The 19,108-nt window shown below is 64.5% G+C and carries 18 protein-coding genes (1 of these 18 running past the window's edge); 14 read left to right on the top strand and 4 right to left on the bottom strand.

Features of this window, described 5'->3' with window-relative positions; genetic code table 11:
- Window positions 1-2: 2 nt before the first annotated feature.
- Complete coding sequence (locus P9254_RS08975; RefSeq protein ID WP_278053245.1) at window positions 3-863, top strand: carbon-nitrogen hydrolase family protein; 861 nt, start codon at window positions 3-5, stop codon at window positions 861-863.
- On the top strand, window positions 860-1,285 hold the full coding sequence (locus tag P9254_RS08970) for a DUF1178 family protein (protein ID WP_066990107.1): 426 nt from the start codon (window positions 860-862) through the stop codon (window positions 1,283-1,285). Before P9254_RS08975 ends, P9254_RS08970 begins: the two co-directional genes overlap by 4 nt.
- Here P9254_RS08970 and P9254_RS08965 read toward each other — a convergent pair.
- The gene (locus P9254_RS08965) at window positions 1,248-1,763 is read right to left on the bottom strand and encodes a MarR family winged helix-turn-helix transcriptional regulator (RefSeq protein ID WP_278053244.1); all 516 of its coding nucleotides are present in this window, start codon (window positions 1,761-1,763) and stop codon (window positions 1,248-1,250) included. The two genes, P9254_RS08970 and P9254_RS08965, sit on opposite strands and share 38 nt — an antisense overlap.
- A 102-nt stretch (window positions 1,764-1,865) precedes the next feature.
- Here P9254_RS08965 and P9254_RS08960 point away from each other — a divergent pair, with 102 nt between their 5' ends.
- The gene (locus tag P9254_RS08960) at window positions 1,866-2,780 is read left to right on the top strand and encodes a DMT family transporter (RefSeq protein WP_095823953.1); all 915 of its coding nucleotides are present in this window, start codon (window positions 1,866-1,868) and stop codon (window positions 2,778-2,780) included.
- A gap of 15 nt (window positions 2,781-2,795) precedes the next feature.
- Here the strand turns inward: P9254_RS08960 and ubiG are convergent, their stop codons facing one another.
- Entirely contained in the window at window positions 2,796-3,545 is a 750-nt protein-coding gene (ubiG, locus tag P9254_RS08955; protein WP_095824176.1) for a bifunctional 2-polyprenyl-6-hydroxyphenol methylase/3-demethylubiquinol 3-O-methyltransferase UbiG, read from the bottom strand.
- A gap of 127 nt (window positions 3,546-3,672) precedes the next feature.
- Window positions 3,673-3,969, bottom strand: coding sequence for an antibiotic biosynthesis monooxygenase family protein (locus tag P9254_RS08950; protein ID WP_127325526.1), 297 nt, complete (start codon window positions 3,967-3,969; stop codon window positions 3,673-3,675).
- Between the two features lie 218 nt (window positions 3,970-4,187).
- Between P9254_RS08950 and P9254_RS08945 the strand changes: the two genes are divergently transcribed.
- The 11 genes from P9254_RS08945 (at window position 4,188) to P9254_RS08895 (ending at window position 19,055) form a co-directional block, all read left to right on the top strand.
- Complete coding sequence (locus tag P9254_RS08945; protein WP_066990093.1) at window positions 4,188-5,441, top strand: aspartate kinase; 1,254 nt, start codon at window positions 4,188-4,190, stop codon at window positions 5,439-5,441.
- Window positions 5,442-5,524: 83 nt separating this feature from the next.
- Window positions 5,525-7,795 (top strand): phosphoenolpyruvate--protein phosphotransferase, encoded by a 2,271-nt coding sequence (ptsP, locus tag P9254_RS08940; protein ID WP_278053241.1) that lies wholly within the window; start codon window positions 5,525-5,527, stop codon window positions 7,793-7,795.
- A gap of 139 nt (window positions 7,796-7,934) precedes the next feature.
- Complete coding sequence (prfA, locus tag P9254_RS08935; RefSeq protein WP_127216785.1) at window positions 7,935-9,014, top strand: peptide chain release factor 1; 1,080 nt, start codon at window positions 7,935-7,937, stop codon at window positions 9,012-9,014.
- Window positions 9,007-9,876 carry a peptide chain release factor N(5)-glutamine methyltransferase gene (gene prmC / locus P9254_RS08930; RefSeq protein WP_067319053.1) on the top strand — a complete coding sequence of 290 codons (870 nt, stop codon included), beginning with the start codon at window positions 9,007-9,009 and terminating at the stop codon, window positions 9,874-9,876. Before prfA ends, prmC begins: the two co-directional genes overlap by 8 nt.
- A gap of 337 nt (window positions 9,877-10,213) precedes the next feature.
- On the top strand, window positions 10,214-11,179 hold the full coding sequence (locus tag P9254_RS08925) for a DUF4167 domain-containing protein (protein ID WP_082953662.1): 966 nt from the start codon (window positions 10,214-10,216) through the stop codon (window positions 11,177-11,179).
- A gap of 153 nt (window positions 11,180-11,332) precedes the next feature.
- Window positions 11,333-11,698, top strand: a complete 366-nt coding sequence (locus P9254_RS08920) for an ArsR/SmtB family transcription factor (RefSeq protein WP_067319638.1) — start codon at window positions 11,333-11,335, stop codon at window positions 11,696-11,698.
- A complete protein-coding gene (locus P9254_RS08915; protein ID WP_245307350.1) occupies window positions 11,676-12,197 on the top strand; it encodes an SRPBCC family protein in 522 nt (173 codons plus the stop codon). Before P9254_RS08920 ends, P9254_RS08915 begins: the two co-directional genes overlap by 23 nt.
- A 256-nt stretch (window positions 12,198-12,453) precedes the next feature.
- On the top strand, window positions 12,454-15,060 hold the full coding sequence (clpB, locus tag P9254_RS08910) for an ATP-dependent chaperone ClpB (protein WP_278053239.1): 2,607 nt from the start codon (window positions 12,454-12,456) through the stop codon (window positions 15,058-15,060).
- 181 nt (window positions 15,061-15,241) lie between these two features.
- Window positions 15,242-15,601 carry an MmcQ/YjbR family DNA-binding protein gene (locus P9254_RS08905; RefSeq protein WP_066990072.1) on the top strand — a complete coding sequence of 120 codons (360 nt, stop codon included), beginning with the start codon at window positions 15,242-15,244 and terminating at the stop codon, window positions 15,599-15,601.
- Between the two features lie 140 nt (window positions 15,602-15,741).
- A complete protein-coding gene (locus P9254_RS08900; RefSeq protein ID WP_278053238.1) occupies window positions 15,742-17,256 on the top strand; it encodes a L,D-transpeptidase family protein in 1,515 nt (504 codons plus the stop codon).
- A 242-nt stretch (window positions 17,257-17,498) separates the two neighbouring features.
- Window positions 17,499-19,055: an MFS transporter gene (locus P9254_RS08895; RefSeq protein ID WP_278053237.1), complete on the top strand. Its 1,557-nt coding sequence runs from the start codon at window positions 17,499-17,501 to the stop codon at window positions 19,053-19,055.
- On the opposite strand, the gene P9254_RS08890 is transcribed toward P9254_RS08895, so the two are convergent.
- Window positions 19,052-19,108 carry the end of a M23 family metallopeptidase gene (locus tag P9254_RS08890; protein WP_278053236.1) on the bottom strand. It continues 1,923 nt past the right edge of the window, so the window shows 57 of its 1,980 coding nt (coding positions 1,924-1,980); its start codon lies off the right edge, out of view — the gene reads right to left on this strand; its stop codon occupies window positions 19,052-19,054. The two genes, P9254_RS08895 and P9254_RS08890, sit on opposite strands and share 4 nt — an antisense overlap.

Genomic DNA, 19,108 nt, shown 5'->3' with positions numbered 1-19,108 from the left:
TCATGAGCGTTTTCAAGGCGGCGGCGGTGCAGATGCGTTCGGGCACCAGCCCGGAGCGCAACGCGGCCGACATGGAAAAGCTGGTCCGCGAGGCCGCACAGCAGGGCGCCACCTACGTGCAGACGCCGGAAATGACCGGCGCGCTCATCCGCGACAAGCAGGCGGGTGCCGCCGCGTTCACCAGCCAAGACAAGGACGTCGTCGTTTCGACGGCGCGGAAACTTGCGCAGGAACTCAGCATTTTCCTGCATGTCGGCTCGACGGCCATCCTGCGCGCCGACGGCAAGCTCGCCAACCGGGCGTTCCTGTTCGCGCCCGACGGCACCATGATCGCCAATTACGACAAGATCCACATGTTCGATGTCGACCTCGACAACGGCGAGAGTTGGCGCGAATCCGCCTCCTACGAGCCGGGAACAGAGGGCGTCGTCACCGATATCAACGGCGTGAAGCTGGGCTTCGCCGTCTGCTACGACCTGCGCTTCCCGCAGCTATTCCGTGCCGAAGCGCTGGCGGGGGCTCAGGTGCTTTCGGTGCCTGCGGCCTTCACCCGCCAGACCGGCGAGGCGCACTGGCACGTGCTGCTCAGGGCACGCGCGATCGAGAACGGCGCCTATCTCATCGCGGCCGCGCAGGGCGGCCTGCACGAGGACGGCCGCGAGACTTACGGCCATTCGCTGATCGTCGACCCGTGGGGACGCATCATCGCCGAGGCCGCGGATGACGAGCCCCGCGTGATCGTCGCCGAGATCGACCCGGCGCAGTCTCTTGCGGCACGCCGCAAGATTCCCAATCTCAAGAACGCGCGGGATTTCACCGTCAATGCCGGCGAGGCGCCGCGTCTCAGGGGTGCAGCCTCTTGATCCGCTTTTCGCTCATCTGTGAACACGAGCACGAATTCGAAGCCTGGTTCCGCAGCAATGACGACTTCGGCACGCAGAAGAAACGCGGTTTCGTCGATTGCCCGATCTGCGGCTCGCACAAGGTCGAGAAGGCGCTGATGGCGCCGGCGGTCTCCACCTCACGCAAGCAGGAGAAGATGGCGCTGGCCATGGGCGACGCGCAGAAACAGGCGCTGGCACAGCTCAAGGCGCTCGCCGACAAGGTGCGGGAGAATGCCGACTATGTCGGCGACAAGTTCGCCGAGGAAGCGCGCAAGATCCATTTCGGCGAGACCGATCCGCGCGGCATCTATGGCGAGGCTACGCCGGACGAGGCGAAAAGCCTCGCCGAGGACGGCGTCGAATTCATGCCGATCCCGAGCTTTCCGGAGGACCGGAACTAAGGGTTCCGATCAGCTTTTTCAGCAGTGTCGCGAGCATTTTCCGGTCCTCTGGCGCCAAACCGGCGAGGATTTCATGCTCGTTCGCGACGTGGGCGGTAAGTGCCTCATCGATGAGTTCGAGGCCTTTCGCGGTGAGTTGCACCACAACGCCGCGCCGATCGGTGGGATGCGGCGCGCGCTGGATCAAGCGGGCCTTTTCCAGCCGGTCGAGCCGGGCGGTCATTGCTCCGGAGGTCACCATCGTCGCCTCGTAGAGCTCGGTCGGCGTCAGCGCGTGAGGCGCGCCGGAGCGGCGAAGCGTGGCCAACACGTCGAATTCGCCCTGCTGCAGGCCGAAACGGGCAAAGAGCGGCGCGAGCCGGTCGCGCGCGATCAGCGAGGACGCTTCGTCCAGTCGCCCGATCACTCCCATCGGCGAGACGTCGAGGTCCGGCCGTTCCTTGCGCCATTGCTCCATCGCTCTTGCCGCACGGTCCATGTGCCTCACCGTAAAGTATCTTGATATTGAGAATCTTTACGCTATATTATCCCAAGTTGGAGCGGCCGCCAAGCTTGGCCGCGTAGCCACAGGATCACGCAGATGAAATTGCTCTGGGACTCCGCACTGGGTCTTCTGATCGTCACCGGCGGATTGCTCGGCATGACGCTCCCCTTCGGCAAGCTGGCAACGGCGGCCGGTGCCCCGGCAATGGTCTGGGCTTTCGTGATCTCGTTCGGCGCCGGCGGCGTGTTGCTCACAACGCTTCTGCTGCTCGGTCAGCGCATCCGGCTCACGGCGCACAAGCTGCGTTATTTCTTCATCACCGCAGCCATCTCCTACGCTCTTCCTAACTTGCTGATGTTCTCGGCCATCCCGCATCTCGGCGCGGGTTACACGGGCATCATGTTCACGCTGTCGCCGGTCATCACGCTGGTGTTCTCGATCCTGCTTGGGGTGCGGCGACCCAACCTGCTCGGCGTCATCGGCATTATCGTTGGTTTTATCGGCGCGGTCATGGTCGCGCTTACGCGTGGGGAGGCCGGCCAGCCGGCCGAATATTTCTGGGTGGCGGTCGGCCTTCTCATCCCCGTCAGCCTCGCCGCCGGCAACATCTACCGCACCATCGACTGGCCCGAGGACACCGGTCCGATCGAGCTCGCCGTCGGCAGCCATCTGGCGTCGGCAACCTTGCTTCTCATCGGCATCCTGACGCTGCTCGGCTGGCAGGCATTTGCTCCGCTCGGCGGCGCGCCGCTGGTGGTGGCCGCACAGGTAGCATCGGCATCGGCGATGTTTGCCTTCTTCTTCCGGCTGCAGGCGATCGGCGGGCCGGTCTATCTCAGCCAGATCGGCTATGTGGCGGCGGCGGTCGGGCTCTTTGCCGGCACGATCTTCCTCGGCGAGCATTATCAGCTGCTGACTTGGCTGGGCGCGGCCATCATCACCGCCGGCGTGCTCATCACCACCAAGGCGCAGAGCCAGCCAAGCCCGAAGCTGCAAAGCCAGGCGGCGTAAACGCTTCGTTGGCCCTCAGACCGAGGCTTTTTCGGCCAGCACCATGTAGTTGACGTCCATGTCCCTGGATTTCTGCCAGCGGTCGGCCAAGGGATGATAGATCACGCCGGTCCGGTCGACGATGGTCAGCCCCGCCGCGCCAAGCGCCTTTGCCAACTCCTCCGGCCGCACCAGCTTGCCGAACTGATGCGTGCCGCGCGGCAGCCAGCGCAGAACATATTCGGCGCCGATGATGGCAAGACCAAGCGCCTTCAGCGTGCGGTTGATGGTGGCGACGAACATGATGCCGCCGGGCCGGACCATCTCACTGCATTTGGCGACGAAGAGATCGACATCGGCGACATGCTCGACCACCTCCATGTTGAGGATGACGTCGAATGTCTCGCCGGCGTCGGCCAGCGCCTCGGCCGTGGTGGCGCGATAGTCGACATTTACGCCGGCTTCGGCCGCGTGCAGCTTAGCGACCTCGATGTTGGTGGCCGAGGCGTCGGCACCGACCACTTCCGCGCCAAGCCGCGCCATCGGTTCGCATAAGAGCCCGCCGCCGCAGCCGATGTCGAGGAAGCGCAGTCCCTCGAATGGCCTTGCCGCGCGCGGATCGCGGCCGAAGCGCGCCGCCACCTGGTCGCGGATATAGGCAAGCCGCACAGGGTTGAACTTGTGCAGCGGCCGGAACTTGCCGTTCGGGTTCCACCATTCGGCGGCAAGGGCGGAGAAGCGTTCGACTTCTCCGGCATCTATGGTCGATCGGCGGGGCTCAGGCATGGGGCGGGTCTCCTCGAACGCCAGCAAGTCGGGGAACGCTAGGAAGTCGGGTCCCCGGCAGCGAAAGTCAAGGCAGGTTTTTTCCGTTGCCGCCAACCAGCCGCAGCGGGACGAGGGACAGTCGAGCCTAGGCCGACAGCGCGACCGCGGCATGACTCATGGCGACGCTGGCCGGCTCGATCGCCCGCATGGCCTCGCAATCGCCGATCTCGGCCATGATGCGCTGTGCCGCCGCCTGGGCCTGCTCGAGGCTCTGCCAGCGCACGACGTCGACCCAGCTCCCGTCGTCTCGCTCGCCAAGATGGCGGCTGAGAAAACCGGGCTGGCGCACCAGCCAGTCGGTGACGAAGCCATTTTGGGCAACAAAACCAGCCGCAGTATCCGGCTTGAGGCGGAAGGTCACGATCTCCAGCGTCTCGGTCATGAATTCCTCCATCCGATTTTCCAAGTTTATCGCATTGCGCGACAGGAATCCGCCAGGAGGCTTCAAAAATCGGGCCAAGGCCGCTTCTCCTGCGCCCTCGCTTGCGAAGCCTTGCTGTTTTAGCTAAGGAGGCCGCGCATTTCCGCGGCTCGGCTGGTCCGGGCGCATTTTCCATTTTCCGGCCCCAAGCCGGCTTCAGTCAAAGGCATCTCGCTTCCATGGCGCGCATCGTGATGAAATTCGGCGGAACTTCGGTCGCCGACATCGCCCGCATCCGCAATGTGGCGCGCCATGTCAAACGCGAGGTCGATGCCGGCCATGAGGTCGCCGTGGTGGTTTCGGCCATGGCCGGCAAGACCAACGAGCTGGTCGGCTGGACGCGCGAGGCCTCGCCCATGCACGACGCGCGCGAATATGACGCCGTTGTCGCCTCCGGTGAGCAGGTCACGGCCGGCCTGTTGGCGATAACCCTGCAGAACATGGGTGTCCATGCCCGTTCCTGGCAGGGCTGGCAGATCCCGATCAAGACCGACAACGCCCATGGCGCCGCGCGCATCCTCGACATCGACGGCGCGTTCCTGATCAAGCGCTTCGGCGAGAGCCAGGTGGCGGTCATCGCCGGTTTCCAGGGCATCGGCCCGGACAACCGCATCTCGACCCTCGGCCGCGGCGGCTCCGACACCAGCGCCGTGGCGATCGCGGCCGCGGTCAAGGCCGACCGTTGCGACATCTACACCGATGTCGACGGCGTCTACACGACTGATCCGCGCATCGAGCCGAAAGCCCGGCGGTTGGCCAAGATTTCGTTCGAGGAAATGCTCGAAATGGCCTCGCTCGGCGCCAAGGTGCTGCAGGTACGGTCGGTGGAGCTTGCCATGGTGCACAGGGTGCGTACCTTTGTGCGGTCGTCCTTCGACGATCCCGACGCGCCCGGAATGGGGGATTTGCTCAATCCGCCCGGAACGCTTATTTGCGACGAGGAAGAGATCGTGGAACAGCAGGTCGTCACCGGAATTGCCTATGCCAAGGACGAAGCGCAGATCTCGCTGCGCCGCGTCGGCGACCGCCCAGGCGTCGCCGCCGGCATCTTTGGCCCGCTGGCCGAGGCCAACATCAATGTCGATATGATCGTCCAGAACATCTCCGAGGACGGCAAATTCACCGACATGACCTTCACGGTACCGTCGGGCGACATCGACAAGGCGCTGGCAGTGCTCGAGCGGCTGAAGGCCGATGTTGGCTACGACGTCGTGCAGTCGGAAGCCGGCATGTCGAAGGTCTCGGTCATCGGTATCGGCATGCGAAGCCATGCCGGCGTCGCGGCCACCGCCTTCAAGGCACTGGCCGATAAAGCGATCAATATCCGGGCGATCACCACCTCCGAGATCAAAATCTCGATACTGATCGACGGTCCCTATACGGAACTTGCAGTTCGTACTTTGCATTCCGTCTACGGGCTCGATAAGCAATAGCAAGAACTGAGTCCGTTATTGCGTGAGCGCCGGCCGTGGCGGAAGCTACGGCGGGCAACGTGCCCATTGGAGAAGAAGCCGCGATGCGTGACATGGCCGGTGGCCCGCGCGTTCTGCTGAGACGGCTCCGCGAGCTCATGCAGGAGCCGCTGGAGCCGCAGGAGCGGCTCGACCGTATCGTGCGCGACATCGCCTCCAACATGGTCGCCGAGGTATGCTCGCTCTATGTGCTGCGCGCCGATTCGGTGCTGGAGCTCTACGCCACCGAAGGTCTGAACCCCACCGCCGTCCATTTGGCGCAGTTGAGGCTCGGGCAAGGCCTGGTCGGCACCATCGCCGCCAGCGCGCGGCCGCTCAATCTCTCCAACGCGCAGGAGCATCCGGCCTTCGCCTACCTGCCGGAGACGGGCGAAGAGATCTACAATTCCTTCCTCGGCGTGCCGGTGCTGCGGGCAGGGCGCACGCTGGGCGTCCTGGTGGTGCAGAACAAGACCATGCGCCACTATCGCGACGACGAGGTCGAGGCGCTGGAAACGACGGCGATGGTGATCGCCGAGATGGTCGCCACCGGCGATCTTGCCCGCCTCACCCGGCCGGGGCTCGAACTTGACCTGCGCCGTCCGGCAAGCTTCACCGGTCTTGCCTTCAACGAAGGCGTCGGGCTTGGCCATGTCGTGCTGCACGAGCCGCGCATCGTCGTCACCAATCTGTTCAACGAGGACAGCGAGGAGGAGGTGCGTCGCCTCGACCGCTCGCTCGGCTCGCTGAGGCTGTCGATCGACGACATGCTCGAGCGCCGGGACGTCGCTTTCGAGGGTGAGCATCGAGAGGTGCTCGAGGCGTATCGCATGTTCGCCAACGACCGCGGCTGGGTGCGCCGGCTGGAAGAGGCGATCCGCAACGGCCTGACTGCGGAAGCGGCCGTCGAGAAGGTGCAGAGCGACATGCGCGCACGCATGCTGCACATGACGGACCCCTATCTGCGCGAGCGCATGAGCGACTTCGACGATCTCGCCAACCGGCTCTTGCGCCAGCTGATGGGGCGCGGTCCGGAGGATGTCGCGGCCTCGCTGCCAAAGGATGCCATCATCGTCGCCCGCTCGATGGGTGCGGCCGAACTGCTCGACTATCCGAGGGACAAGCTGCGCGGCCTGGTGCTGGAGGACGGCGCCGCCACCAGCCATGTCGTCATCGTCGCGCGCGCCATGGGCATTCCGGTCGCAGGCCAGGTCAAGGGCGCCGTCTCCATGGCGGAAAACGGCGATGCCATCATCGTCGACGGCGAGGAAGGCACCATTCACCTGCGGCCGCAGTCCGACCTCGAGGCCGCCTATGCCGAAAAGGTCCGCTTCCGAGCTCGGCGGCAGGAAATCTATCGCGAACTGCGCAAGAAGCCGTCGCTGACCAAGGACGGCGTCCCCGTCGATCTCCTGATGAATGCCGGCCTTGCCGTCGACCTGCCGCAGCTTTCAGAATCGGGAGCGGCCGGCATCGGCCTGTTCCGCACCGAATTGCAGTTCATGGTGGCCTCGACCTTTCCGCGCGCCGAGGCGCAGGAGCGGCTCTATCGCGATGTACTCGAGGCGGCTCGCGGCAAGCCAGTCACCTTCCGTACCATCGACATCGGCGGCGACAAGGTGCTGCCCTATTTCAAGGGCGCGGTGCAAGAGGAAAACCCGGCACTCGGCTGGCGGGCGATCCGCCTCACTCTCGACCGCCCCGGCCTCCTCAGGACACAGATCCGCGCGCTGCTCAAGGCTTGTGGCGGGCGTGAGCTGAAGCTGATGCTGCCAATGGTGACGGAACTGTCGGAAATCGCGCAGGCGCGCGAGATCATCGACCGCGAAGTCCGGCACCTGTCGCGTTTTGCGCATCATTTGCCGACGAGCCTCAAGCTCGGCGCGATGCTGGAGGTGCCGTCGCTGCTGTTCCAGCTCGACGAGTTGATGAAGGCGGTCGACTTCGTCTCGGTCGGCTCCAACGACCTCTTCCAGTTCGTCATGGCGGTGGACCGCGGCAACACGCAGCTTGCCGACCGTTTCGACACGCTGTCGGCGCCGTTCCTGCGCGTGCTGAAGCAGATCGCCGACGCCGGCGCGCGCAACCATACGCCGGTGACGCTGTGCGGCGAGTTGGCGGGCAAGCCGATCTCGGCGATGGCGCTGATCGGCGTCGGCTTCCGCTCGATCTCGATGTCGCCGGCCTCGATCGGCCCGGTCAAGGCGATGCTGACCGAATTGCCGCTGCAGGAGCTGGAAGCCTTCTTCAAGGACAATCTGATGGCCCCCGTCCAAGGGACGCCAATGCGGGCGCTGCTGCAAGCCTTTGCCGACGACCGCTCCATTCCGCTCTAGATTCACGTGAGGGCGGTCTGCAAATGTCGATTTTCTGCGCTTCCGGTGCTCATGGACCTAAATGTACATTCCGCTCCGGTTCTCGAAATTCGCCAGTTTCGACTCGTCCTGACGTGAATTCCATCGAAGTCCCGAGCCCATGATCAACTTGCCCCGCGACCGCATGGACCAAGTCGTCAAGCGTTTCGACATGCTCGAAGCGCAGATGTCGGCAGGGCCGACGGCCGATGCCTACGTCAAAATGGCTTCCGAATATGCCGATATCCAGGAGATGGTGGGCAAGATCCGGGCGCTGCGCGCCGCCGAGCAGGAACAGGCCGACCTCGAAGCGATGCTCGCCGACAAGAACATCGACGCCGAGATGCGGGCGCTGGCCGAGGCCGACCTGCCGGAGGTTAAGGAGCGCATCGAGGTGCTGCAGAAGGATATCCAGATTCTGCTCCTCCCCAAGGATGCCGCCGACGACAGGAACGCCATCCTCGAAATCCGCGCCGGCACCGGCGGCGACGAGGCGGCCCTGTTCGCCGGCGATCTGTTTCGCATGTATGAGCGCTACGCCGCCTCGCGCGGCTGGCGTTTCGAGGTCGTTTCGGCGAGCGAAGGCGAAGTCGGCGGCTACAAGGAAATCATCGCCTCGGTGTCGGGCAAGGGCGTGTTCGCGCAGCTGAAATTCGAATCCGGCGTGCATCGCGTGCAGCGCGTGCCGGAAACCGAGGCCGGCGGGCGGATCCATACCTCGGCGGCGACGGTCGCCGTACTGCCCGAGGCCGAGGAGGTCGATATCGATATCCGGGCAGAGGACATCCGCATCGACACGATGCGCGCGTCCGGCTCCGGCGGGCAGCACGTCAACACCACCGATTCGGCGGTGCGCATCACGCATCTGCCGACGGGCATCATGGTGGTGCAGGCGGAAAAGTCGCAGCACCAGAACCGGGCGCGGGCCATGCAGATTTTACGGGCGCGGCTCTATGACCTGGAACGCAGCCGCGCGGACGAGGAGCGCTCGTCGTCGCGAAAATCGCAGGTCGGCTCGGGCGATCGCTCGGAGCGCATCCGCACCTATAATTTCCCGCAGGGACGCGTCACCGACCACCGCATCAACCTCACCCTTTACAAGCTCGACCGGGTGATGATGGGCGAGCTCGACGAGGTGATCGACGCGCTGATCGCCGACCATCAGTCGAAGCTGCTCGCCGACATGGGTATTGATGGCTGATCCTTTGCCCTCGGCACTTCGACCGCTGCTGCACGCGGCGAGGGAGCGGCTCGCTGCCGCCGGCATTGCCGATCCGGCGCTCGATTCCAGGCTGATCGTCGAGCATTTTTCCGAAACCACGCGCACCCAGGCTATCGCGGAGCCGGGCCGAACGGTGGATTCTGCGGCTCTTGCGGCAATCGAGGCGGCCCTGAGGCGTCGCGTCGCAGGTGAGCCGGTGCATCGCATTCTCGGCTATCGCGAGTTCTATGGGCTGCGGCTGTCGCTGTCGCCGGACACGCTGGAGCCGCGCCCCGATACCGAGACGCTGGTCGACGCGATCCTGCCCTTCGCCAAGTCGACGGCCGAAAGGCTTGGCCAGTGCCGTATCCTCGATCTCGGCACCGGAACCGGCGCAATCGCGCTGGCGCTGCTCAGCGCCATTCCGGCGGCGACCGCGACCGGCGTCGATATTTCACCCGGCGCGCTGGCGACCGCTACGCGAAACGCCGCGGATCTGGGGCTCGGCGGGCGCTTCAAGGCCTTGCATTCCAACTGGTTCGAAAAAGTTTCGGGCCGATACCATTTAATTGCCGCGAATCCACCCTATATACCCAGTCGAGACATTGGAAATCTGCAGGACGAGGTCCGCGATTTCGATCCACGCCAGGCCCTCGATGGCGGTGTGGACGGGCTGATCCCCTATAGGATCATCGCCGGAGAGGCGGAAGGATTTCTGGAAGCGCAGGGCAAGGTAGCGGTCGAGATCGGCCATACGCAGCAAAGCGAGGTGACCGCAATCTTCGCGGCAGCCGGCTACAGGCTGTCGGAGGCGCGACGCGATCTTGGCGGAAACGACAGGGTTCTGGTGTTTGAGCGTTGAAAGCCCTGATGCAGTGCGAAAAAACGCTTGGCAATATTAGGGAATGCAGCTAGGTTCCGGCTTAACCGGATGAGACGAAGCAGGCAGTGCTCTTAGCGATTCGGTTTTCCTTGGAAATAGCTGCCTCCTTGCGCAAACGACGCCCATGCTTCGTGCGGGAATCGTCCGGCAAGTGATGTAACCGGAACAGGATGGCACGTGGCGCCAACGCAATCGATGCGGGCGAACGCCGGTGAAAAAACGAAACGGTCGGCTGCATGAGCGCCACCGTTCGCGACGAGTTTTAGAAAATTCACATGAAGAGAGTCGAATGAGGCCACAACAGCAGAACAGGCGCATGCGCGGTCGCAACAACAATGGCGGCGGTGGCAACAACAACCGCAAGGGGCCCAATCCCCTGACGCGCAACTATGAGAGCAACGGTCCGGACGTGAAGATCCGCGGATCGGCTCAGCAGATCGCCGAAAAATATGCCGCACTCGCCCGTGACGCGCAAAGCTCCGGCGACCGGGTGATGGCGGAGAACTATCTCCAGCACGCCGAGCACTACAATCGCATCATCGCGGCCGCGCAGGCGCAGATGCCCATCCAGAACGCCCAGCAGAACCGCGACGACTTCGATGACGACGTCGATGAGGATCGCGACGAGTTCGACACGGTCGGCAACGCAAATGCCGGCGAGTCGCAGGCCGCCGCGAACGGTTCCGGGCCGCAGCCGGTGATCGAAGGCACGCCGGCGGAACTCGCCTACAACCAGGAAAACGGCCGCGACAACAACCGGCGCGACAATAATGGTCGTGACAGGCACCGCGACCGCCGCAATGGCGGCTATGGCCAGTACGGTCAGAATGGTCAGCGCGGCGACAATGGTCAGCGAGAGCGCAGCGAACATGGCGGCCAGCAGATCGATCAGAGCCGCCGCAATGAGGCGCAGGCCAAGCCGGAGGGCTCCGCCGAAGACGGCGTTGCGGCCGAGCAGGCTCCGCTGTTCGACAGCTTCTCGCCTGCGGGCCTTGCTGCCCAGGCCGAGCGCAACGAAGCCGGCACGGACAATGGCGGTGGGCGTCGGCAGAGACGTCCACGTCGCGGTCGCGGCAATGCCGAGCAGGGCCATAGCGCCGAGCAGGGCAATGGCGATGAAAGCAATGCCGGCCGGGCGGACAGCGCCGCCGATGGCGGCAACGTCGCGGACAGCGGCAGCGCGACTGCCGCCAAAGAGGCAAATGCAGCGCCGAGCGAGAACGGCGCCGGTGAGCCGGCAGGCGGCGCCGGCGAGCCGGCAGTCGCCGACGCAGATAGCTGACCGCAGGTCTATTTCCAGGCAATTCGAACGGCGGAGAGGTTTCTCCGCCGTTTCTCGTTGTGCGTGCCTAAAGCACGTCGCCTGAATCCGTTTCAGCGCGACGCGCTTTCGTTTCCTTGCATGGCGGTAATTTGTGCGCTAATACTGAACCATATGGTTCAGTATATCAAGACCCGCCTCGATGCTTCATTCGCCGCGCTCTCGGATGCGACCCGACGCGGCGTGCTGGAGCAGCTCGGCCGTGCGGACGCTTCGATCACGGAACTGGCCGAGCAGTTCCACATGACCCTTACGGGCATGAAGAAGCACGTCGGTGTCTTGGAGCAAGCGGGGCTCGTCAGCACGGAAAAGGTCGGGCGTGTGCGGACCTGCAAGCTCGGCCTGCGCGGGCTGGAGCAAGAGGCGGCATGGATCGAGAGGTACAGCCAGCTCTGGGACGCACGCTTCGACGGGTTGGACAAGGTGGTCGAGGAACTGAAACGAAAGGAGAAGGTCGATGGACGCAAGCAAAGCGAGTGAGGCCACACCGATGCAGAACCGCACGACTGTGGAACGGACGTCGGACCGCGAGCTCGTCGTCACGCGAACCTTCAACGCTCCGGCGCGCATCGTGTTCGAGGCGTGGACCAAGCCTGAGCTGTTCAAGCAGTGGTGGGCGCCGAAGTCGATGGGAATGGTGCTGCGTTCCTGCGAGATGGATGTCCGTGTCGGGGGCAGGTACCGTTTGGCGTTCGGCCACGATGGCTCAAACCTTGACGAGTTCTTCGGCAGGTACATCGAAGTGACACCGCAGTCGCGCCTCGTCTGGACCAATGAGGAAGGCGGTGAGGGTGGACCCGTCACGACGGTGACCTTCGAGGAAAAAGGTGGCAAGACGCTGCTGGTCCTGCACGAGCTCTATCCCTCGAAGGAGGCTCTCGACGCTGCCGGCACCGGTGCGGCGGAGGCGATGGGCGAGACGTTCGGGCAACTGGACGAGCTTCTCGTCACCCTGGGCGCGAGCGGTGGACGATCATGAAGCCGTCGATGTCGCGCGTCACGCAGCCGCAGCATTTAAGCCCTTGTTTTAATGACTAATATTCGCCCAAAACCGCTGCGCGCTTCGGGCGACCAGGCCCCTAGAATATTCTGCGCTGACCGAGATCAGGGCGTCTTGAGAGACCTGAGCTGATACACCATATCTCGGCTGAACAGGACTCGGCTCGAATGAGCGGGTCCGTCACCGCAATCTGATCCGGTGCCGCAAAGCGGGCCGGTGATGGAAGGAGACATACATGAATACGGAGAAATATTCCGAGCGCGTGCGCGGTTTCATCCAGTCCGCGCAGACCATGGCGCTCTCGCGCAACCACCAGCAATTCACTCCCGAACATATGCTCAAGGTGCTCGTCGATGATGACGAGGGCCTTGCCGCGTCTCTGATCGAGCGCGCCGGCGGCAGCATTCGCGACGTGAAGCTCGGCGTCGAGGCGGCGTTGGAGGCTATGCCCAAGGTCGAAGGCGGCAACGGCCAGCTCTATCTCGCCCAGCCGCTTGCCAAGGTGTTTTCGACCGCAGAGGAACTGGCCAAGAAGGCCGGCGACAGCTTCGTTACCGTGGAGCGGCTGCTGCAGGCGCTCGCCATGGAGAAGTCGGCGAAGACCGCCGACATCCTGGCCAAGGCCGGTGTCACCGCGCAGGCGCTGAACCAGGTTATCAACGATGTCCGCAAGGGCCGCACCGCCGATTCGGCCAGTGCCGAGCAGGGCTACGACGCGCTGAAGAAATACGCCCGCGACCTGACCGCGGATGCGCGGGCGGGCAAGCTCGACCCGGTCATCGGCCGCGACGACGAGATCCGCCGCACCATCCAGGTGCTGTCGCGCCGCACCAAGAACAATCCCGTGCTGATCGGCGAGCCCGGCGTCGGCAAGACGGCGATCGCCGAAGGCCTGGCGCTGCGCATCGTCAATGGCGACGTGCCGGAATCGCTGAAGGACAAGCGGCTGATGGCGCTCGACATGGGCGCGCTGATTGCCGGCGCCAAGTATCGCGGCGAGTTCGAGGAGCGGCTGAAGGCCGTGCTGTCGGAAGTCACTTCCGCCGCAGGCGGCATCATTCTGTTCATCGACGAGATGCACACACTGGTCGGTGCCGGCAAGGCCGATGGCGCGATGGACGCCTCGAACCTTTTGAAGCCTGCGCTGGCGCGCGGCGAGCTGCACTGCGTCGGTGCGACTACGCTCGACGAATACCGCAAGCATGTCGAGAAGGACGCGGCGCTCGCCCGCCGCTTCCAGCCCGTTTTCGTCGACGAGCCGACGGTCGAGGACACTGTCTCGATCCTGCGCGGCTTGAAGGAGAAATACGAGCAGCACCACAAGGTGCGCATCTCCGATTCGGCGCTGGTTTCGGCCGCGACGCTTTCCAACCGCTACATCGCTGACCGTTTCCTGCCGGACAAGGCGATCGACCTGGTGGACGAAGCCGCATCGCGGTTGAGGATGCAGGTCGATTCCAAGCCCGAGGCGCTGGATGAGATCGACCGCCGCATCATGCAGCTCAAGATCGAACGCGAGGCGCTGAAGGTCGAGAAGGATGACGCCTCTAAGGACCGGCTGACCAAGCTGGAGAAGGATCTGGCCGACCTCGAGGAGCAGTCGACCGAGCTGACCGCCAAGTGGCAGGCCGAAAAGCACAAGCTCGGCCTTGCCGCCGACCTGAAGAAGCAGCTCGACGAGATGCGCAACGAGCTGGCGATTGCCCAGCGCAAGGGCGAGTTCCAGCGCGCCGGCGAGCTTGCCTACGGCAAGATCCCGGAGCTGGAGAAGAAGCTCAAGAAAGCCGAAGCCCAGGACGGTAAGGCCGGCATGGTGGAAGAGGTGGTCACGCCTGACCACGTCGCCCATGTCGTGTCACGCTGGACCGGCATTCCGGTCGACAAGATGCTTGAGGGACAGCGCGAGAAGCTGCTGCGTATGGAGGACGAGATCGGCAAGCGCGTCGTCGGCCAGGGCGAGGCGGTGCAGGCGGTCTCCAAGGCCGTGCGGCGCGCCCGTGCGGGTCTGCAGGATCCGAACCGGCCGATCGGCTCGTTCATGTTCCTGGGTCCGACCGGCGTCGGCAAGACGGAGCTCACCAAGGCGCTCGCCGCCTTCCTGTTCGACGACGAGAGCGCCATGGTGCGCATCGACATGTCGGAGTTCATGGAGAAGCACTCGGTCGCCCGGCTGATCGGCGCGCCTCCCGGCTATGTCGGCTATGAGGAGGGCGGCGCGCTCACCGAAGCGGTGCGGCGCCGGCCCTACCAGGTCGTGCTGTTCGACGAGATCGAGAAGGCGCATCCGGACGTGTTCAACGTGCTGCTCCAGGTGCTCGACGACGGCCGGTTGACCGATGGTCAGGGCCGCACGGTCGACTTCCGCAACACGCTGATCGTCATGACGTCGAATCTCGGCGCCGAATATCTGGTCAATCTCCGCGACGACCAGGACGTCGATGCCGTGCGCGACGAGGTGATGGGCGTGGTGAGAGCCTCGTTCCGTCCGGAATTCCTCAACCGCGTCGACGAGGTGATCCTGTTCCACCGGCTGCGACGCGAGGATATGGATCGCATCGTCGAGATTCAGCTCAAGCGGCTGGAGAACCTGCTTGTCGATCGCAAGATCACGCTGTCGCTCGATCACGATGCGATCGAGTGGCTGGCCGGCAAGGGCTACGATCCGGCCTATGGCGCCAGGCCGCTGAAGCGGGTGATGCAGAAGGAACTGCAGGATCCGCTGGCGGAGAAGATCCTGCTCGGCGAAATCCTCGACGGCTCGACCGTCAAGGTCACCGCCGGTTCCGATCGCCTGAACTTCCGTTCGAAGCCGACGGTGATGGCGGCTGAAGCCGCCGCCTGAGTCGAGCCGGGGCATGTGACCGGAGCCATTCCAGGAAAAGCGCTTGGCGGTTTTCCGTCCGAATTGCGCAAACAAGGATACGAGGAGCGCGTCGCATCCGGCAGGGCGGCGCGCTCTTGCTTTTCGACAGGGCCCTGCGGCAAAACCGAGCTTGATCGCGGGTCCCGGAGGGCCGATTCCAATGAAGCTCGAGGACTATAACGGCTTCTGCGCCACATTGCCCGCCACGACCCACGTCGTGCAGTGGGGCGGGGCTCACGTCTGGAAGGTCGGCGGCAAGGTGTTCGCGATCGGCGGCCATGACCGGGAAGGCGAGGTCTTCGTTACCTTCAAATGCTCCGACATGGCGTTTGACGTGCTGAAGGAACAGCCGGGCTGTCGGCCCGCGCCCTATCTCGCGTCGCGCGGCATGAAATGGATCCAGCGCCAGACAAGCCAAAGCGTGGATGATGCCGCGCTGAAGGACTACCTGCGCGAAAGCCACCGCCTGGTCGTGCTGAAGCTGACGAAACTGGCGCGCAGCGAATTGGGGCTGCACTGACATTCGGTTGGGACCATGGTGAAACGCCGGAAATCCGCCATCTTCATGCCCGGTTCATATTGGAACCTTAGTTTTGGTAACTGGTTTGCTGGCGAAGGGTTCGCCCAGCAAGACCGAGCCGACCGGAGAGCCTGACCCACATGCTGCGCACGATCTTTTCCCTTTCGGCACTCGCGGCCGGGCTGGCGGCTTCCGGCGCGCTCGCAGCGCCGAGTCTGGAAGGCGCGCAGAAGACGGTTCGGTCCGCTCAGCACGGCGCGCTCCTGCTCGCCCAGGACGGCAATATCGACATCTACTACGATGCCAGGGGCAACCGGGTGCTTGTCGATGCCGATACCGGAAAGGTGATCGCCATCCAGCCGCCGCAGACCCGGCTCGATCGTCGGGCGCTGCGCCGTCAGCTGCGGATGCAGGAGCTCGGGCGTGCGCCCGTCGAGGACGACGACCGTTATTATCTCGACGATCCCGACGACATGGCCCGCTTCCGCCGCAGGCAGCTGGACGAGAACGGCCGGTATATCCCGCCGCCGGTCGACGACTACGATTCCAACAGCGGCAATTCCGTCGAGGCCTATCCGCCGGCGCCGAGCGACGAAGGGTATGCCACAACCTATCCGGAGGCGCCAAGGTCGGACACCATCAAGCGCGAGCCGCTGAACGAAGCATCGATCGAACCGCACCCTGGGCAGGGGGACGTGCTGCAAGTCAATCCGGAGACCCAGGCCGCGCTGCCGCCGGACACGGGCGGCAAGGCGACCGTCGATCCGTCGCTTTCGCTCGGCGTGCGCCAGGACGTGGCCGAACTCCAAGTGCTGCTCGACCGCGCCGGCGCCTCGCCGGGAGTCATCGACGGCCGCTTCGGCTCGAATGTCGACAAGGCCCTGGCCGCCTACAACCAGATCACCGGCAGCAATCTGAAATCGACCGACTCGGCCGCCATCAAGGCGGCGCTCGCCCAGTCGGGGGGCGACGCCTTCGCCTCCTACACGATCACGCCCGAGGACGTGGCCGGACCCTATGTCGCCTCGATTCCGGAAGATTACAGCCAGAAGGCCAAGCTCGACCGCATGGGTTACACCTCGGTCACCGAGGCGCTCGCCGAGCGCTTCCACATGGACGAAGGCTATCTGAAGTCGATCAACAAAGGCCTTGACTTCAACCGTCCCGGGACCATCGTCAAGGTCGCCAATTTCGGCCAGCTTGTGTCGACGCCGGTTGCCCGCATCGTCGCCGACAAGGACCAGAAGGAAGTTTTCGCTTATGACGCGGCCGGCAAGCTGGTCGCGGCCTATCCGGCCACCATCGGTTCGGCCGACACACCGTCGCCCACCGGCATCCACACCGTGTCGCGCATCGCGCTCGATCCCAATTACACCTATAATCCCAGCATCAATTTCAAGCAGGGCCAGAACGACAAGATCTTGACCATCCCGCCGGGGCCGAACGGTCCGGTCGGTTCGGTCTGGATCGCGCTGGACAAGCCGACCTACGGCATCCACGGCACGCCCGATCCTTCCAAGATCGGCAAGACCGAAAGCCACGGCTGCGTGCGCCTGACCAACTGGGATGCGCGAGAGCTCGCGAAGCTGGTGTCGCCGGGCGTGACGGTCGAGTTCGTCGGGGGGTCTTCAGTCGATGATTTTGCGCAGCAATGAGCCGCGCAGGGCGGTTGCATAGATCAGCTGCATCGCCAGGATGAACCCGCGCTGAGCAGCGGGTGATGAGGCATAGGCTGGCTCTTCCCCTTCTGGAATGACGGGCCGGAACCTACCACGCGACGGCTCGTTTGCATTTACGATGGCTACCTTCCTGGCCATGCCGTCAGACCAAACTGGTTTCAGAACTGCAATCTTCTGGCTCGTTGTTACCGATACGCCGGAGAGCTAAGCAGGTTTTCATGCCTTCCTCGAGTGAAGCCACAGCCGATTCGCTTTCGACCGCGACGCGCGCGAACGGCACCTTTTGCCCGCAGACGCAGCGCAAGTTCGTGCTGGTCGCGGCAATTCTGGCCTCGGCGCTCGGCTTCATCGACGGTTCGATCCTGGCGATCGCCATGCCGGCCTTGCGCGTCGATCTCGGCGCCAGCCTGGCGCAAGCGCAATGGATCTCCAACGCCTATGCGCTGACGCTTTCGGCGCTGATTCTGGCCGGTGGCGCCGCCGGCGACCGATTCGGCCTCAGGCGCGCATTCGTGACCGGCATAGCGGTCTTCATCGCGGCGTCGCTCGCCTGCGCGCTGGCGCCCAATCCGGCAATGCTGATCGTGTTCCGCGCCATCCAAGGCGTCGGCGCCGCCATCATGGTGCCGGGCAGCCTCGCCATCATCGCCAAGGCCTACCCCAAAAAGGAGCGTGGCCGGGCGATCGGCATCTGGGCCGCGGCCTCGGCGCTTACCACGGCGCTCGGGCCGGTGCTCGGCGGCTTCGTGCTATCGACTTTCGGCAACGGCGTCTGGCGCACGATCTTTGCCGTCAACCTGCCGCTCGGACTGGTTTCGATCTATCTGCTGCTCGCCAAGATACCGGCGGACCAGCCGACCGAAAAGCGCGGCCTCGACCTCGGGGGCGCCGCGCTCGCCACGCTCGCCTTCGGGGCGCTGGCCTATGGGCTGACGGCGATGAACGCCGAGGGCGGCGGGATAATGGCCGGGCCGGCGATCGTCGCCGGCGTCGTCCTGCTTTTCATTTTCATTCTCTATGAGCGCTGGCAGCGCGAGCCGATGATCGATCTCGGCCTGTTTCGCATCGGGGCCTTCGCCGGCGCCAATCTCGCGACCTTCTTCCTCTATTTCGCGCTGTCGGCGAACCTGTTCTACCTGCCCATGGTTCTGATCGCGAGCTGGGGCCTGAGTTCGGCCGAGGTCGGCTTCATCTTCCTGCCGCTGTCGGCATTGATCGCGCTGCTGTCGGGGCCGGTCGGCCAGTGGTCCGACAAGATCGGCCCGCGCCTGCCGATCGCCGCCGGCAGCTTGGTCGTCGCCATCGCCTTTGCCGGCATGGCCCTGCTCGCCCATGCCGGGATCCACAATTTCTGGACCGGGACCTTTCCGCTGATGGCGGTGATGGGGCTCGGCATGGCGCTCGTCGTGTCGCCGCTGTCGACGGCGATCATGACCTCCGTCGAGGACAAGGACACGGGCGCGGCATCCGGCATCAACAATGCCGTCTCGCGCATCGGCGGCCTGATCGCGGTGGCGGCGATGGGCTCGCTCGCGGCTTTCGTCTATGCGCGATCGACCGGCAGCCCTGCCGGCATGCCCGGTTTCGGCGAACTGCCGGCGTCCGGGCTCGCGGCCAATCTCGACGCGTTGAGGATTGCGGCAAGCGATTCGGCCTTTGCCGCGGTCGCCGCCGTCACGACGCTGCTTTGCCTGCTATCGTCGATCCTCGTCTGGCTCACCGTGCCCGGACAGGCGCTGCCCTGGCCACGGCAGACGGGCGATTCGCCGGATTAGTTGGGAAGCTGCGAATCGGTCTTGGCGCTGGCGACCTTCAGCGAATTTCCGTC

This window comes from Mesorhizobium sp. WSM4983 (assembly GCF_029625765.1).
In the GTDB taxonomy this organism is placed as follows: Bacteria; Pseudomonadota; Alphaproteobacteria; order Rhizobiales; family Rhizobiaceae; genus Mesorhizobium.
The sequence above is the reverse complement of the archived record's forward strand: the minus strand, read 5'-3'. Positions and strand labels throughout refer to the sequence as shown.

Excerpts from the sequence above, each read along its gene's own strand:
- clpB (WP_278053239.1), top strand. The coding sequence starts at position 12,454 with ATGAATACGGAGAAATATTCCGAGCGCGTGCGCGGTTTCATCCAGTCC.
- P9254_RS08915 (WP_245307350.1), top strand. The coding sequence starts at position 11,676 with ATGGACGCAAGCAAAGCGAGTGAGGCCACACCGATGCAGAACCGCACG.
- P9254_RS08900 (WP_278053238.1), top strand. The coding sequence starts at position 15,742 with ATGCTGCGCACGATCTTTTCCCTTTCGGCACTCGCGGCCGGGCTGGCG.
- ptsP (WP_278053241.1), top strand. The coding sequence starts at position 5,525 with ATGCGTGACATGGCCGGTGGCCCGCGCGTTCTGCTGAGACGGCTCCGC.
- P9254_RS08905 (WP_066990072.1), top strand. The coding sequence starts at position 15,242 with ATGAAGCTCGAGGACTATAACGGCTTCTGCGCCACATTGCCCGCCACG.
- P9254_RS08960 (WP_095823953.1), top strand. The coding sequence starts at position 1,866 with ATGAAATTGCTCTGGGACTCCGCACTGGGTCTTCTGATCGTCACCGGC.
- P9254_RS08895 (WP_278053237.1), top strand. The coding sequence starts at position 17,499 with ATGCCTTCCTCGAGTGAAGCCACAGCCGATTCGCTTTCGACCGCGACG.
- ubiG (WP_095824176.1), bottom strand. The coding sequence starts at position 3,545 with ATGCCTGAGCCCCGCCGATCGACCATAGATGCCGGAGAAGTCGAACGC.
- prmC (WP_067319053.1), top strand. The coding sequence starts at position 9,007 with ATGGCTGATCCTTTGCCCTCGGCACTTCGACCGCTGCTGCACGCGGCG.
- P9254_RS08925 (WP_082953662.1), top strand. The coding sequence starts at position 10,214 with ATGCGCGGTCGCAACAACAATGGCGGCGGTGGCAACAACAACCGCAAG.
- prfA (WP_127216785.1), top strand. The coding sequence starts at position 7,935 with ATGATCAACTTGCCCCGCGACCGCATGGACCAAGTCGTCAAGCGTTTC.
- P9254_RS08950 (WP_127325526.1), bottom strand. The coding sequence starts at position 3,969 with ATGACCGAGACGCTGGAGATCGTGACCTTCCGCCTCAAGCCGGATACT.
- P9254_RS08975 (WP_278053245.1), top strand. The coding sequence starts at position 3 with ATGAGCGTTTTCAAGGCGGCGGCGGTGCAGATGCGTTCGGGCACCAGC.
- P9254_RS08920 (WP_067319638.1), top strand. The coding sequence starts at position 11,333 with ATGGTTCAGTATATCAAGACCCGCCTCGATGCTTCATTCGCCGCGCTC.
- P9254_RS08965 (WP_278053244.1), bottom strand. The coding sequence starts at position 1,763 with ATGGACCGTGCGGCAAGAGCGATGGAGCAATGGCGCAAGGAACGGCCG.
- P9254_RS08945 (WP_066990093.1), top strand. The coding sequence starts at position 4,188 with ATGGCGCGCATCGTGATGAAATTCGGCGGAACTTCGGTCGCCGACATC.